This is a genomic window from Lysobacter sp. P5_B9, assembly GCF_054049835.1.
The window spans coordinates 664,288-677,472 of record NZ_JBFULP010000001.1; the positions used below are offsets into that span (position 1 = coordinate 664,288).

At 66.9% G+C, this 13,185-nt stretch carries 14 protein-coding genes; 8 read left to right on the top strand and 6 right to left on the bottom strand.

Annotated features, from left to right (window positions below; all coding sequences use genetic code 11):
• Nucleotides 1-49: 49 nt before the first annotated feature.
• The 4 genes from ACXJJ9_RS03135 to ACXJJ9_RS03150 are packed head-to-tail and all read right to left on the bottom strand — an operon-like array spanning nt 50 to nt 4,534.
• On the bottom strand, nt 50-538 hold the full coding sequence (locus ACXJJ9_RS03135; RefSeq protein WP_457095777.1) for a Slp family lipoprotein: 489 nt from the start codon (nt 536-538) through the stop codon (nt 50-52).
• Nucleotides 539-559: 21 nt separating this feature from the next.
• Entirely contained in the window at nt 560-2,539 is a 1,980-nt protein-coding gene (locus tag ACXJJ9_RS03140) for a transglutaminase TgpA family protein (protein ID WP_457095778.1), read from the bottom strand.
• Nucleotides 2,536-3,540 carry a DUF58 domain-containing protein gene (locus tag ACXJJ9_RS03145; RefSeq protein ID WP_457095779.1) on the bottom strand — a complete coding sequence of 335 codons (1,005 nt, stop codon included), beginning with the start codon at nt 3,538-3,540 and terminating at the stop codon, nt 2,536-2,538. The genes ACXJJ9_RS03140 and ACXJJ9_RS03145 overlap by 4 nt, the downstream gene beginning before the upstream one ends.
• A 40-nt stretch (nt 3,541-3,580) precedes the next feature.
• On the bottom strand, nt 3,581-4,534 hold the full coding sequence (locus tag ACXJJ9_RS03150) for an AAA family ATPase (RefSeq protein ID WP_457095780.1): 954 nt from the start codon (nt 4,532-4,534) through the stop codon (nt 3,581-3,583).
• Nucleotides 4,535-4,583: 49 nt separating this feature from the next.
• Here ACXJJ9_RS03150 and ACXJJ9_RS03155 point away from each other — a divergent pair, with 49 nt between their 5' ends.
• Nucleotides 4,584-6,455: an ArnT family glycosyltransferase gene (locus ACXJJ9_RS03155; protein WP_457095781.1), complete on the top strand. Its 1,872-nt coding sequence runs from the start codon at nt 4,584-4,586 to the stop codon at nt 6,453-6,455.
• 21 nt (nt 6,456-6,476) lie between these two features.
• Here ACXJJ9_RS03155 and ACXJJ9_RS03160 read toward each other — a convergent pair whose 3' ends face one another.
• Both ACXJJ9_RS03160 and ACXJJ9_RS03165 read right to left on the bottom strand, forming a co-directional pair.
• The gene (locus ACXJJ9_RS03160; protein WP_457095782.1) at nt 6,477-7,052 is read right to left on the bottom strand and encodes a Maf family protein; all 576 of its coding nucleotides are present in this window, start codon (nt 7,050-7,052) and stop codon (nt 6,477-6,479) included.
• 2 nt (nt 7,053-7,054) lie between these two features.
• On the bottom strand, nt 7,055-7,426 hold the full coding sequence (locus ACXJJ9_RS03165; protein ID WP_457095783.1) for a hypothetical protein: 372 nt from the start codon (nt 7,424-7,426) through the stop codon (nt 7,055-7,057).
• Nucleotides 7,427-7,573: 147 nt separating this feature from the next.
• Here ACXJJ9_RS03165 and ACXJJ9_RS03170 point away from each other — a divergent pair, with 147 nt between their 5' ends.
• The 7 genes from ACXJJ9_RS03170 (at nt 7,574) to fabF (ending at nt 13,134) form a co-directional block, all read left to right on the top strand.
• A complete protein-coding gene (locus ACXJJ9_RS03170) occupies nt 7,574-8,101 on the top strand; it encodes a YceD family protein (protein WP_457095784.1) in 528 nt (175 codons plus the stop codon).
• A gap of 42 nt (nt 8,102-8,143) precedes the next feature.
• Nucleotides 8,144-8,338, top strand: coding sequence for a 50S ribosomal protein L32 (gene rpmF, locus ACXJJ9_RS03175; RefSeq protein ID WP_310051803.1), 195 nt, complete (start codon nt 8,144-8,146; stop codon nt 8,336-8,338).
• Between the two features lie 233 nt (nt 8,339-8,571).
• Nucleotides 8,572-9,552, top strand: coding sequence for a beta-ketoacyl-ACP synthase III (locus tag ACXJJ9_RS03180; RefSeq protein ID WP_310051805.1), 981 nt, complete (start codon nt 8,572-8,574; stop codon nt 9,550-9,552).
• A 109-nt stretch (nt 9,553-9,661) separates the two neighbouring features.
• Nucleotides 9,662-10,609 carry an ACP S-malonyltransferase gene (gene fabD, locus ACXJJ9_RS03185; protein ID WP_457095785.1) on the top strand — a complete coding sequence of 316 codons (948 nt, stop codon included), beginning with the start codon at nt 9,662-9,664 and terminating at the stop codon, nt 10,607-10,609.
• A complete protein-coding gene (fabG, locus tag ACXJJ9_RS03190) occupies nt 10,606-11,352 on the top strand; it encodes a 3-oxoacyl-ACP reductase FabG (RefSeq protein WP_457095786.1) in 747 nt (248 codons plus the stop codon). Before fabD ends, fabG begins: the two co-directional genes overlap by 4 nt.
• 133 nt (nt 11,353-11,485) lie before the next feature.
• Nucleotides 11,486-11,725: an acyl carrier protein gene (acpP, locus tag ACXJJ9_RS03195; RefSeq protein WP_200613703.1), complete on the top strand. Its 240-nt coding sequence runs from the start codon at nt 11,486-11,488 to the stop codon at nt 11,723-11,725.
• A 173-nt stretch (nt 11,726-11,898) separates the two neighbouring features.
• A complete protein-coding gene (gene fabF / locus ACXJJ9_RS03200) occupies nt 11,899-13,134 on the top strand; it encodes a beta-ketoacyl-ACP synthase II (RefSeq protein WP_457095787.1) in 1,236 nt (411 codons plus the stop codon).
• The last annotated feature ends 51 nt before the right edge of the window (nt 13,135-13,185 follow it).

Consider the following 13,185-nt stretch of genomic DNA (forward strand, 5'->3'; position numbering starts at 1 on the left):
ACATGACGCCCGGCTCGAGGCCGGGCGCGCATGTCCGAGCGATGTTGCTTCACCAGTAGCCCCACCACGGCCACGGCGGCGGGCGCGTGTTGACCAGGTCGACATACTCACGCGCCGGCCACAAGTAGATCACCTCGGCATCCACGCGCGGGAAGCGGTAGTCATAACCCAAGATGCGGCGGGTGTCGTAGCCGCCGATGCGGCCGGTGAAGGTCACTTCGCGGTTCTTCTCGAACAGCGCAGGGTCGTAGAAGCCGATGCGGCAGGCGATGAAGCGGCCGCCGACGTCATCGGCAGCCCAGTAGGGCCGACCGTTGGCCGCCAGCCGCGTGGACATCATCTCGAAGCAGGTGCGGTTGGGTTGCGGTTCGACACCGACGATGCGGCCGCCCCACCGGACCACCGCGCCCGTCGAATCCGTGGCAGCGGCCTGCTGCGGAGTGATCTCGTTGAAGCTGCCTTGCAGCGGCGCTGGCTGCGAGGCGCAAGCGGCGAGTAATGCCGTACCGAGCATGGTGAGGACGACGCTTGCCTTCATAGCCTTTCTCCGTTGGACGGGTCAGGGATTCGAATGCTTGGGCCGATGGCTGCGCAGCGCTCGGACCAGGTCCTTGGCGGCACGGGGGTCGTGCGTCCCGGGCTGGGGCTCAGCGTAGCGCCAAATGGCGAAACGGTGGCTGATTTCGCGCAGTCCGTTCGCGAGCCCGGGGTGCGCATGGGCGACGCGATCCACCCAGTGGGCGGCGGTTTCGTGCGATTCGCGCGCCAGCCCGAACCGCCCGTAACGTTGGCCCAACCGATGCCAGGCGCGCAGCACCGGGTCGGGCTCGCGCTGGCCCCGGGCGCTGAGCCAGACCATCCACATCAGGGCCAGGGTGGCAACGGCCCCAAACACCATGGCGAGCTGACGCCCGTTGATCCGGTCCAGTCCGAGTGGCGCGAACATCCGCGACTGGCGGTTGGCGTCGAAACCGAGGACCAGGTCGTTCCAGCCGCGTCGCAGCCAGTCGCGGGCGTTCCACAGCGATCCGCCGAAGTCGCCGAGCACACTGTCGGTACCGGGTGCACGATCGGCGAGCGTGTCGTAAACCCGCTCGGGAGCGACCGCGGCTGTCGGATCGATCCGGACCCAGCCACGTTCGGGCATCCATACCTCGGTCCAGGCATGGGCATCCGAACGCCGCACGATCCAGTAGCCGCCGATCGGGTTGCGATAGCCGCCCGCATACCCCGTCACCACGCGCGCCGGAATGCCGGCGCCGCGCATCAGCACCACGAAGGCCGAGCTGAAGTGCTGGCAGTACCCCGCCTTGCCGTCGAACAGGAATTGGTCGATGGCGTCATGACCCCAGGGCGGGGTGTCCAGCGTGTAGGCGAATTCGCGATGGATCCACGCCAAGGCACGCCGCACGATCGCAGCGTCATCGCTGCCGGCGTCCCGGCGCCATTGGCGGGCGAGGGCGAGGGTGCGCGGGTTGAATCCGGAGGGGAGTTCCAGTGCGGCCTGCCGCAGCGCTGGTTTCAGCTGCGACTCGTTCCGCAGGGGGGCGGCCGATTGCATGCGCCAGCGCGTGAGCGAGCTCAGGGGACGTTCCGTGCGCAGCGAATAGTCGCCGATCAGAGCGCTGCCCCCCGGTGCCGCCAGGGGCAGATCGAGCGCTACCAGCTGCCGGCGGTCGGTGGGTTCGACTTCCAGTTCGTAGTCCCATTGCCGGGGCGAGGCCTGTACGCGCGGCGCGTGCAGCCCGCGTGTCCACGCAGGTTGCGTCCATTCCTCCCCGTCGAAACGCCACAACGTGGGTCCGCGCCAATACATCTGGTCCTGGCGGGGTGTCGCACCGAAGAAGCGCGCGCGCAGGACGGGCGTGTCGTCGGACATCAGGTCCAGCCAGTCGTTGGGCCGCATCGAGTCGGACAAACCCGGTTTGGCCATGGCGCGACCCGGCACGCCCCACATCGGTGAAGCCAGGCGCGGGAACAACCAGAACGTGGCCAGCGCCAACGGCAGGCCGATCAACAGCAACTGCAACACGCTGCGCAGCCGGGTTCGTAGCGGCACGTTGAAACGCGCATCGCCGGATTCGACGTCGGCCAGGCGTTGCAGCGCCGCCAGGGCTCCCACGGTGGCAGCGAGGGCCAAGGCGAGCGAAAGCGGCCCCTCGTCGAGCAGGAACGTGGCGAACGGCGCGAACAAGGCAAACCCGATCAGGCTGCGCGCATCACGCAGTTTCGCGGTTTCCGAGGGCTTGATCGCGAGCATCGCGGCAAGCAGGGCGCAGCCGGTATCGCGGCCGAAGCGCAGGCCGGCAACCCCCAGCACGGCGCCAACCACGAGCAGGGTAAGCAACAGGCGCAAGCCAGCCGGCAGCGGCTTCCACCAGGCCAGTGCGGTTGTCGCGACACCGGCTGCGGCTATGGGCCATGCAAGGTTGGCGGGGAGTTGCAGCAACAGCGGGACCACACAGGCGACGGCCGCGAGCAGGGCCCAATGGCGGCTGGTGCGATCGAGCACCAGTGCGTGACCCATCGTCGCGCTCATCGCCCGTACCCTCCGCCCAGGGGGAGGAGCGCCAGCGCGCGCTGGCAGGCATGGCGATGCACGATGCCGTGATCGGGGCCGATGTCGGGCTGGCCGGGCAGGCACAGGCGGTAGCGACGGCCATCGCGTTCGGCCTCATCGACCCACCGTGCCAGGCGGGAGATGCGCGCTTCGAAATCGAGATTGGCCAGCTGGCGCCAGTCGAGCACAACATCCGCGCCCAACGGTTGCTCGTACTCGCGCACCAGCAGGGTGTCGCGGCGCGCGGAAGGCTTCCACGCGATGGTGCGGCGCGAATCGCCGGGCCGGTAATTGCGCAGGTGGTGCACATCGTCCCCGGCGGGATGCAAGCGGGTCTGTGCCTGCTGGCCGGAGCCGCTCGGCAGGGGCGGGCCGTTGGGCTCGGGCGCGGCGTATACGAGCAAGGGTGCGTCGCTCCAGACGTACGTCCACGCCCGCGCCAATCCCAGCGGACGCGTGGTGAACACGCGGAGGCGGGGAACATCGAGCCAGCCGCGCTGCCGGGTAGGCAGCGCGACTTCGGCTTCGCCATGCCCCTGGTCGAGGTTCAGGACGGAGGTATCGAGCAGGTCGTCATCGTCGACGCGCAAGCCACGGCGCATGCGCGACGGATCGGCCTGCACATGCACGCGCAGCAGCAGCGTTTGTCCCGCCGCCACCGGTTCGCCATCGATCGTGGTGATGTTCAGTCCGGTGAGCTGCAGCTGCGCGGCGATCAGGCTGGCCAGCGCGGCGCCGCCAAGCAACAGGCACAGCATCAGGGCGGGATTGTTGTTGTAGTTGAGCGCGCCTGCCGCCATGCCCAGGAGCAGCGTGCTGTAGAACAGCCCGAAGCGCGTGGGAAGCACATAGACACGGCGCCGGTCGATGGTGACGGGCAGCGCTTCCGGTTCGCGCGGCCGGGTCAGGCTCAGGGCGATGGTGCGAACGCGCCGCCAGAGCGTGGCCAGGGCCTCAGGGTTGGCGGCAATCGCAGGCATGGTGTCAGCCGACAGCGGGGAGCATCACGGCACGCGCCCCTCAGTCCACGGGCACCGCATGCAGGATCGCCTTGGCCAGCGACGCATCGCTGCCGGCCTGCGCGTCCGCCACCAGGCGATGCGCTGCAACCGCACCGAACAACGCCTGCACGTCTTCGGGCAGCACATGCGAACGCCCCAGCAACAGCGCGTACGCGCGCGCGGCACGCAGCAGCGCCAGTCCGGCGCGGGGCGAAAGGCCGACACGCACGCCCGGGTGCTTGCGGCTGCGCGCGAGCAGGGCCTGTACGTAGGTGATCAGGGCATCGCTCGCATGCACTCCCAGTACGGCCCGTCGGGCAGCCCGTACGTCCGCGGTGTCCAGCAGGGGCATCGTCTGTGCAATCAGGTCGCGGCGATCCACGCCGGCGAGCAGGTCCCGTTCGGCCGCCTCGCCCGGATATCCCAGGGTCAGCCGGAGCAGGAAGCGATCCAGTTGGGAATCGGGCAGCGGATAGGTGCCGGCCAGGTCGACCGGGTTCTGCGTGGCGATCACGAAGAAGGGGTCGGGCAACGAATACGTGGTGCCATCCACCGTCACCTGGTGCTCCGCCATCGCTTCCAGCAGGGCGCTCTGCGTCCGCGGCGGCGCCCGGTTGATTTCATCGGCCAGCAGTACCTGCGCGAACACCGGTCCCGAGTGGAACTGGAAGCTGCGCGTTTGCGGGTCGAATACCGAAACACCCACGACATCGGCCGGCAACAGGTCCGAGGTGAACTGCACGCGCTGGAAGTCGAGCCCCAGCGTCGTGGCCATCGCACGAGCGAGCGTGGTCTTGCCCAGTCCGGGCAGGTCCTCTATCAGCAGATGGCCGCCGGCCAGGAGCGCCACGAAGGCGAGGCGGACTTCATGTGCCTTGCCCAGCACCAGCGCATTGACCTGGGCCTGCGCGCGTTCAAGGGTCATGCGCAACGCATCGGGTAGCATGGTCGCTGCGGTCGGGGATGCCGCCATTTCGTCCTCCTCACCAGTCTTGGCAGTGTAGCGGGGTTGTTCTCCATCCATGCGCGACGAAGGGATGCATGCCGGGCAGGCCTCCGGCCCGGTACGACTCGGTTTCTGGCTGTTATGGTCGGCCGTCCTGCTGCTCAAGCTGGCCGTGGCCGCACGGTTGCCGTTGTTCGTCGACGAGGCCTTCTACTGGCAGGAAGGGCAGCACCTCGCTGCGGCCTATTCCGACCTGCCCGGATTGACGGCCTGGCTCACGCGGCTCGGGGTGGTGCTGGGCGGCGAGCATGCCTTCGCCTTGCGTGCCCCGTTCCTGTTCCTGGCCGCGCTGGTTCCGCTGTTGGTGGTGCGGCTCACGACACGCGAATTCGGCGAGCGCTACGGTTGGCAGGCGGGCTGCTTTGCGTTGCTGTTGCCACTGGCCGGCACGCTGGGTCTGCTGGCGTTGCCCGACGCGATGATGGCGCTGGCTACCTTGTTGTGCGTCGATGCCGGCGCGAAGTTGCTGCGCGAAGTCGGCGCGACCGCGGCGTTGGAGCTTGCGCTCGGTCTCACCTTGGGTGCATTGAGCCACTACCGCTTCATCGCCGTGATCGGGGTCGGCTTCGTCGCTCTGTTGTTGCTTCCGGAAGGGCGCCGTGCGCTGCGCGACGTGCGGGTGTGGACCGCGGTCGCCCTGGGAGCATCGGCATGGATACCGTTGCTGGCGTGGAATCTCGACAACGCCGATGCAGGCCTGCGCTTCCAACTGGTCGATCGCCATCCCTGGGCCTTTCATGTGGACGGGATCCTGTTCATCGGCATCCAGGCCCTGCTGGTGACACCGTTGCTCTTCGCGGCGCTGCTGCTGGCCGGCTGGCGCGGACGCCTCGGCAGCCTGCCGTCGACACGTTATTTCGCCCATCTGGGCGGACTGGTCGTGCTCGGGTTTTTCATCCTGGGCTTCTTCGCGGACACCGAGCGCGTGAGTTTCCATTGGCCGCTGCCGGGCTACCTGGCATTGCTGCCGCTGCTGCCCGCGCTCCTGTCCCGGTGGCCGCGCTGGCTCCGGATCGCGACATGGCTGCTGGCCGGTCTCGGGCTGGTCGCGATGCTGGCGTTCTATGCGGCACTGTCGATGCCACAGGTGCGTGCACGCAGTGCAGCCGAGAAGTTCTATCAGGCGAATTTCGCGGGTTGGGACGAGCTGGCAGACGTCACGCGCCGCCGCCTCGAGCAGTTGCCTCGCGGCACCCGCGTCGTCGCCGACAGCTTCAAGGTGGGGGCCGAGCTCGGCTTTGCGCTCGGCGAACCGGATATCCCGGTGCTCGATCATCCAAGCAACCACAACCACGGTCGTGCGCCGCAACTGCGCCTGTGGGGTCTCGAGAATGAATCGGCCGTCGACTGGTCGAAGGGGCCGATCCTGCTGGTCGTGGGCATCACCGAGGTGTCCTACAAGGACCTGCTCCATCGCTACCACGCCTTGTGCGGCATGGTCGGTCCCTTGCCGCCGCCGCAGGTTCTCAACATCGATCACGGCCGCCAGCGTTTTGCGTTGTTCGCGCTGGATGCCAAGCGCGGCGGCGACTGCACGACACCCGCCATGGCGTGGATCGATGCGCCGGTAGGAGGCGCCTCCGTGGGGCGCCGTTTCGACATGAGGGGATGGGCTTTCAAGGACGGCGTGGGCCTGGAAAAGATCGAGGTACTGCTGGATGGACGGCCGGTTGCAGTTGCCAAGTACGGAGAGCCGTACGAGGGGCTGTCGACGTCATGGCCGGAAACCAACGATCCGCGGCATCCGGATGTCGGCTTCAGCGCTCAGGTCGACCTGCGCGGTGCGACGGGCGTGAATCCCGGGCGCCATTGGCTGGGACTGCGCCTGCATGGCCGCGACGGCAGCGTCGAGGAGTGGTCCGAGCAACCGCTGGATATCGCACGCTGACGGCGCCACTCAGGCCGCGGCCTAGGGAAGAACAAATCCCGCTTCGCGCAGCAGCCGCGCCGTGATGATGAGAGGTAGTCCGATCAGTGCGGTTGGATCGGACGAATCGATGGCGTCGAACAAGGTGATGCCCAGGCCCTCGGCCTTGAAGCTGCCGGCGCAATCGAACGCTGCTTCCGCATCGACATAGCGTTCGATTTCGGCGAACGAGAGCGGGCGAAAGCGCACCGTGGTCGTGTCTGTCGCCATCCTCGGCGGATCGCCTTCGCGCTGGATGCATACCGCGGTGCGGAACAGGACTTCGCGGCCTGACATCGCGCCGAGTTGCGCGATCGCCCCGGTGCGATCGCCGGCTTTGCCCAGCGGCTGTCCTTCGAGCTCGGCGACCTGGTCCGAACCGATCACGAATGCCCCCGGCTCGCGGCGGGCGATCACGCCGGCCTTGGCCCGCGCCAGGCGTTCGGCGAGGGCCAGCGGCGTCTCGCCGTGGAGCGGAGATTCATCCACTTCGGGACGGACGGTCTCGAAGGGCAGCCGCAACCGCGAAAGCAGTTCCCGACGATAGGGTGACGTGGAGGCCAGGACCAGGCGCGCCACGGTCAGGCCTGCGGCGCGCGGGCTCGGGCGATCTTGGCCAGCTGGGTATCGATGCGGTCGCGGGCCAAGTCTATCGAGGCCCGGACATCGGCGAGCTGGGCAAGGCTGGCATCGCGGCCATGGTCGCGCAGCCACAGACGCTGGCGGAGCATCTCGCGCATGGCGTCGCCGACCGGGTCCGGGCCCTGTTCACCCGCTACGGCCGCGATTTCGGCCCGCGCCATGCGGAGCCGGGATTCCAGTGCATCGGCCGCATCCAGCAATTCCTGGACCGCGCGGGCCCGGCGCTGTGGGGCCCGCTGGCGGAACAGGACCGCCAACAAGGTCGCGATGCCTGCTGCGAGCAGGATCCAGATCAGGGCGGATGGGGTCACGGTGTCGGCGGCTGGAAGAGGGACCCGCAGTCTGAACCGCCGGCCCCCGTTTAGACAACGAAGCCGGCGCCAGGTCGCAAAACCCCGGCGCCACAAGGACTTGCGGTTTGACACGAGGGCGTCGCGATCTCTAAACTCCCGCGTCTTATGTCAGCTGGCACACCATCCGATCGGGTCCCCGAAATTCTGGACGCCTGGAGGATGGTGGCGGCGCGGCGCGGGGTCGAAGGACGCCTGCCGCTGTCGGCGCTGACACGGCTGGAGGACAGCCTGCTCGATACCAAAGGCGAGGTGCGTTTCGCGCTCGAATTCGACCGCGATTCGCTGCAGGTGCCCTACGTCGAGTTGCGAATCGACGCTGAGTTGCCGCTGGTCTGCCAGCGCAGCATGGATCGGTTCCTCCTGCCGGTGAGGATCGTGCAGCGGCTCGGGCTCATCCGCGATGAAGCGGACGAGGCTGCGCTGCCCGAGGGTTACGAACCGCTGCTGGTGCCCGACGACGGCGAGCTGCGGACAGCCGAGCTGGTCGAGGACGAATTGATCCTCGCCGTGCCGGTGGTGCCGGTGAAGCCCGGCAGCGAGGCGGTGGAGCGCGACTGGCCAGCCACGCAGGTTGAACAGGAACGCGCAAACCCGTTTGCAGCACTCTCCGCGCTGAAAAAGCCGGACAAGTGATATTCAAGGCAAGTTTTCACAGCTTTTTTCTGGAGCAAGACCATGGCAGTTCAGAAATCCCGCGTCACCCCGTCCAAGCGTGGCATGCGTCGTGCGCACGATGCGCTTTCGGCCAAGCAGCTGGCCACCGACCCGACCACGGGCGAAACCCACCTGCGCCACCACGTGACCGCCGACGGTTACTACCGTGGCAAGAAGGTCATCGACACCAAGTCGAAGGTTGCGGACGAAGAGTGATTGTTCCGGCGTCTTCGCGCCGGAGTAATTCCCGCCGTTAGAACGGTTTTTTTGGCCGTACAACGCCGCGGGGCGAAGCGGGCGCTTAGGCGCCCGTTCGCGTTTGCGTGATTTGCACGGTGCCCGCGCAGGCGGAGTAGCATTTGCAGTTCACGTTCTGCCGGACGTCGCTGGGTTCCAGCGGTCCGCGCGGCGAGCGCTCGACCCCCGCAGCCCCACGAATTGAGAAAGGCATGACCCAGCAAGTGTTCGCGCGCATCGCCGGTACCGGCAGCTACCTGCCGGAAAAGGTGCTCACCAATGACGACCTGGCGAAGTTCGTCGACACCACCGACGAATGGATCGCGGCGCGTACCGGCATCCGTGAACGCCACATTGCCGCTGAAGGTGAAACCACCAGCGACCTGGGTTACCACGCCGCGATGCGCGCACTGGCGGCCGCCGGCGTCGATGCGAAGGAGCTGGACCTCATTGTCGTCGGCACCACCACGCCGGACCTGATCTTCCCGTCCACCGCCTGCCTGATCCAGCATCGCATCGGCGCGGACGGTTGCCCGGCGTTCGACGTCAATGCCGCCTGCTCGGGGTTCGTCTATGCGCTGACGGTGGCCGACAAGTTCATCCGTTCCGGCGCGGCAAAGACCGCGCTGGTGATCGGTGCGGAAACCCTGACCCGCATGGTCGACTGGAGCGATCGCACCACCTGCGTGTTGTTCGGCGACGGCGCGGGCGCGGTCGTGCTCAAGGCCGACACCGAGACCGGCATCCTCAGCACCCACATGCACGCCGATGGCGGAAAGAAGGAGCTGCTGTGGAACCCGGTCGGCGTTTCGGTCGGCTTCAAGCCCGGAGAAGAAAACGCCGGCGTCCGCATCCACATGAGCGGCAACGACGTGTTCAAGCACGCCGTGAAGGCGCTGGATTCCGTGGTCGAGGAAACGCTGGAAGCCAACGGCCTCGATCGCCACGACATCGACTGGCTGATTCCGCACCAGGCCAACCTGCGCATCATCGAAGCCACGGCCAAGCGCCTGGACATGCCGATGGAGCGCGTGGTCGTCACCGTCGACAAGCATGGCAATACCTCCTCCGGTTCGGTGCCGCTGGCCCTGGACGAAGCGGTACGCTCGGGCAAGGTCCAGCGCGGCCAACTGCTGCTGCTGGAAGCCTTCGGCGGCGGCTTCACCTGGGGCTCTGCGCTGCTGCGCTACTGAGCACTGCGTCGCGGAGTAGACTTCCGCGACCGCTGCCGCATACGCACTGGTACAGACGGATGGACGGGTTCGCCCGTATGATGCCGCCTCTTTTTTGAAGGGAACCGCCGTGACGGAGCCTTCGCAACTCGCATTCGTGTTCCCCGGGCAGGGCTCGCAGTCGCTGGGCATGCTCGGCGAACTCGCTGCCACCCAGGCCGTGGTTCGTGAGGCCTTCGCTGAAGCCAGCGAAGGGGCCGGCGTCGACCTGTGGGCGCTGTCGCAGGATGGTCCCGAAGAGCAGTTGAACCGTACCGAGTTCACCCAGCCCGCGTTGCTCGCCGCCGGCGTGGCCGCCTGGCGCGCATGGCAGAAGCAGGGCGGCGCGCAGCCGTCGGTGCTTGCGGGCCACAGCCTGGGTGAGTACACCGCGCTGGTCGCCGCCGGAACGCTGTCGCTGCGCGAAGGCGCGCGCCTGGTGCGCCTGCGCGGCCAGTTGATGCAGGACGCCGCACCGGCCGGGACCGGCGCGATGGCCGCCGTGCTTGGCGCCGAGGATGAACTCGTGCTCGAGGTGTGCAAGGCCGCGTCCGGCGAAGAAATCGTCGTCCCCGCAAACTTCAATTCGCCGGGCCAGATCGTGATCGGTGGTCACGGCGCCGCGGTCGACAAAGCCCTGGCCATGCTCGGTGAACGCGGTGTGCGCAAGGCTGTGAAGCTCGCCGTGAGCGTGCCGTCGCATACGCCGCTGATGCGTGAAGCCGCCAACCGCCTCGCCGAGGCGATGAACGGTCTCCATTGGCACGCTCCCAAGCTGCCGGTAGTGCAGAACGTCGATGCCGAAGTGCACGACGGGGTCGAGTCGATCCGCGGCGCACTCGTGCGCCAGTTGTACCTGCCGGTGCAGTGGACCGGTTGCGTGCAGGCGCTGTCCGCGCGCGGCATTGTGCGCGTCGCCGAATGCGGCCCCGGCAAGGTGCTTGCCGGCCTCATCAAGCGCATCGACAAATCATTGGACGCACGTGCCATCGGCACGAACGCGGAATTCGAATCCGCATTGACGGAGTGGAAGGCATGAGCAATCTACCGCTGAGTGGCGAAGTCGCACTGGTGACGGGCGCGAGCCGGGGCATTGGCGCCGCGATCGCCGATGAGCTTGCCGCGCAGGGCGCGACCGTCATCGGCACCGCGACCTCGGAGTCCGGCGCCCAGGCCATCGCCGGCCGCCTCGCCGCGAGCGGCGGCCACGGACGCGTGCTCGACGTTGCCGATGCCGGATCCGTCGATGCATTGATCGAGGGCGTGGCCAAGGACATCGGCGCGATCTCGATTCTCGTCAACAACGCCGGCATCACCCGCGACAACCTGCTGATGCGGATGAAGGACGAGGACTGGCAGGCCATCCTCGATACCAACCTCACCAGCGTCTACCGCACCTCGAAGGCGGTGATGCGCTCGATGATGAAGGCGCGCAAGGGCCGGATCATCAACATCGCCTCGGTCGTCGGTGTCACCGGCAACGCCGGGCAGACCAACTACGCCGCGGCCAAGGCCGGCATCATCGCCTTCAGCAAGTCGCTGGCGAAGGAAATCGGTTCGCGCGGCGTCACCGTGAATGTCGTGGCCCCCGGCTACATCGCCACCGACATGACCAAGGACCTGCCCGAAGACGCCAGGCAGGCGCTGATGAACCAGATCGCGCTGGGGCGCCTCGGCGAGCCGGCCGACATCGCCCGCGCGGTCGGCTTCCTGGCTGGTCCCGCGGCCGCCTACATCACTGGCGAGACCCTGCACGTGAACGGCGGCATGTACATGCCATAACGGCTGGCTTCGATCGGTTGCCCATATAACTGTAACCGATTGAAGTAAAAGGGTTTTCGCGTGCTTCGCGAACGCCTGTGATTCATTTAGACTATTCCATCGAATTTCCCGATCCCGGGAGGAGTGAGACCCAATGAGCAGCATCGAAGAGCGCGTCAAGAAGATCGTCGTCGAACAACTCGGCGTGAAGGAAGAAGAAGTCACCAACAACGCTTCGTTCGTCGACGACCTCGGCGCGGACTCGCTCGACACCGTCGAGCTGGTGATGGCCCTCGAAGAAGAGTTCGAGTGCGAGATCCCGGACGAGGAAGCCGAAAAGATCACCTCGGTGCAGCAGGCCATCGACTACATCAAGGCGCACGTCAAGGCCTGATGTGTCGCGGAGCCGGCGAGGCCGGCTCCGATGGTTTGTCGGTACGGCGAACCATGAAAACCAACCGGGGCCGCGTTCTGCGGCCCCGCGTTTTTGCGCAACGGGTTTCGCGATCCATTGCCTGTAATCCGCAATCCTGCCGGCCCGACCCGGCGCAGCGTTCGGAGCGTTCCATGAAGAGGCGTGTAGTAATCACCGGTATGGGCACCGTTTCGCCGCTGGGCAACGACCTGGCGACGACGTGGGACGGCATCATCAACGGCCGTTCCGGCATCGGCCCGATCACCCACTTCGATCCCGCGGCGTTCACCACCCGCATCGGCGGCCTGGTGAAGGACTTCGACGTCACCAAGTGGGTCAATCCGAAGGACGCCAGGAAGATGGATGAATTCATCCATTACGGCGTCGCCGCTTCGCTGATGGCGCTGGACGATGCGGGTTTCAAGATCGACGATTCCAACGCCGAGCGCACCGGTGCGCTGATCGGTTCCGGCATCGGCGGCCTGCTCGGTATCGAGGAGCAGACGATCAAGTACCACGAAGGCGGTGTCCGCAAGATTTCGCCGTTCTACGTTCCCAGCACCATCATCAACATGCTGCCCGGCCAGGTGTCGCTGATCACCGGTGCCAAGGGCCCCAATTTCTCCGCCGTCTCCGCCTGCGCCACGTCGAACCATTCGATCGGCATGGCGATGCGCATGATCCAGTACGGCGATGCCGACGTGATGATCGCCGGCGGTGCCGAGCGCGGCTCCTCGCCGACTTCGGTCGGCGGTTTCTGCTCGATGAAGGCGATGTCCACCCGCAACGATGACCCGACCCGCGCCTCGCGTCCGTGGGACAGGGACCGCGACGGCTTCGTGCTCGGCGACGGCGCCGGCATCCTGATCCTCGAGGAATACGAATATGCCAAGGCCCGCGGCGCGCGCATCTACTGCGAGCTCGCCGGCTTCGGCGCGTCGTCCGACGCCTTCCACATGACCGCGCCCAGCGAGAACGGAGAAGGTCCCGCGCGCTGCATGGTCGCGGCGATGAAGGATGCCGGGGTGACGGCCGAACAGATCGGTTACGTCAATGCGCACGGCACCTCGACGCCGCTCGGCGATCTGGCCGAAACGCTGTCGATCAAGCGTGCGATGGGCGACTACGCATACAAGACGATGGTGTCCTCGACCAAGTCTATGACCGGCCACCTGCTGGGTGCCGCGGGTGGTGTCGAGGCCATCTTTACCGTGATGGCGCTGCACACCGGCATCATCCCGCCGACGATCAACCTCGATACTCCGGGCGAAGGCTGCGACCTGGATTACGTGCCGCATACGGCGCGCCAGGCCGAGGTCGATGTCGCGGTGTCGAATGGTTTCGGCTTCGGCGGCACCAACGGTTCGCTGGTGTTCAAGCGCCTCTGATGCCGGTCTGGCCGCCATGCGCCTCGACGATCCCCGCTTCGGCGGGGATTG